This window comes from Vibrio sp. Vb1574, from assembly GCF_033338675.1.
In genome coordinates this window covers 1-1,038 of sequence record NZ_JAWOTC010000469.1, presented here as the reverse complement: position 1 = coordinate 1,038, position 1,038 = coordinate 1, and the positions used below count along the sequence as shown (strand labels likewise).

Genomic DNA, 1,038 nt, shown 5'->3' with positions numbered 1-1,038 from the left:
TTGTAGATACAGATCAAATACCTGATAGAATACCCTTAGTATTTACAAGAGGATTCGTTATGAGTGTCGAATTAGAAGAAAGCCAAGTATGTGAAGCTTGTGGCTGTGCTGGTGAGATTGGTTTCATCATCAAAGAAGGCGACGAGGTTGCTGACGTAACGATTTTCGCAGAGACTAAAGATGCATTAGAGTCTGAGTTAGCGAAATACATCGAACTAGCTAAATCAGTCTGCGCTGGCGTTGAATACAATGTGTCAGAGCTGACAGAAGAATCTAAAGAGCTAACCGCTCGATTCAAGTTTGAAGTAAGTGCAGAAAAGCTTATTTTTGAACTGAAAACTCGCTCTCTAGCGCGTTAATTCAATTTAAAGCGAGCAACGAGCTCGCTTTATTCTTATCTAAATCACTTCTTTTGCTTCAACACGACCCACTTTAACGACCCATTGGTTTCGTAGTCGTTTTCATCAGAGCACACCAAAAGCACATCATCGACTTTGATTACCGCACCAGCGGTATAGGCTTTATCTTCGTAGTAACAAATTCGCTGGCCTATTTTACCATCAGCAACCACCAAAGCCTTTGACTCCGGCGTACTGTAAGATTTGGCAAAAACTGAACCAGACAATAGCGCGACCATGGCGCTCAGAGTAAAAATAGAAACTCTTTTAAACTTCATGAATATCCCCTTATGCCCGAACAATACTAGCAAGGAAGTATTTCACGTTCTTGGCAGAATCTCATATTCTAGCAATTTGTTCTTATTTCTAATTCTCAGATATTCCTCCACGTCGTTACGAACAACGGCGAGTTAAGCTCAGGCCGATATAGCCGTCACTGACTCTTTAGGTTATGCTTTTATCGTTTTTTATTGGAAAGTAATCGTTATGCGTTTCATCCCTTTCGCCCTCGCGTTAATTGCATTTAGCTCGTCTCCTAGTGCTTACGAGCTCGATTACTATTCCAAATTTGGCCATATCGACAACTATGGCAATCTAGATCTTCGAAACAAGCCATACACTGAACTCCCATCTGGCTTGG

2 protein-coding genes are annotated in these 1,038 nt (G+C 41.4%); one reads left to right on the top strand and one right to left on the bottom strand.

The window, feature by feature from the left end:
- Positions 1-59 precede the first annotated feature (59 nt).
- The gene (locus R7O12_RS26935) at positions 60-359 is read left to right on the top strand and encodes a YfcZ/YiiS family protein (RefSeq protein WP_005488152.1); all 300 of its coding nucleotides are present in this window, start codon (positions 60-62) and stop codon (positions 357-359) included.
- Positions 360-403: 44 nt separating this feature from the next.
- Here the strand turns inward: R7O12_RS26935 and R7O12_RS26930 are convergent, their stop codons facing one another.
- Positions 404-676, bottom strand: a complete 273-nt coding sequence (locus tag R7O12_RS26930; protein ID WP_005498191.1) for a YnjH family protein — start codon at positions 674-676, stop codon at positions 404-406.
- Positions 677-1,038 lie beyond the last annotated feature (362 nt).

What these genes read in the sequence shown, in the direction of transcription:
- R7O12_RS26935 (WP_005488152.1), top strand. Translation starts at nt 60, where the DNA reads ATGAGTGTCGAATTAGAAGAAAGCCAAGTATGTGAAGCTTGTGGCTGT.
- R7O12_RS26930 (WP_005498191.1), bottom strand. Translation starts at nt 676, where the DNA reads ATGAAGTTTAAAAGAGTTTCTATTTTTACTCTGAGCGCCATGGTCGCG.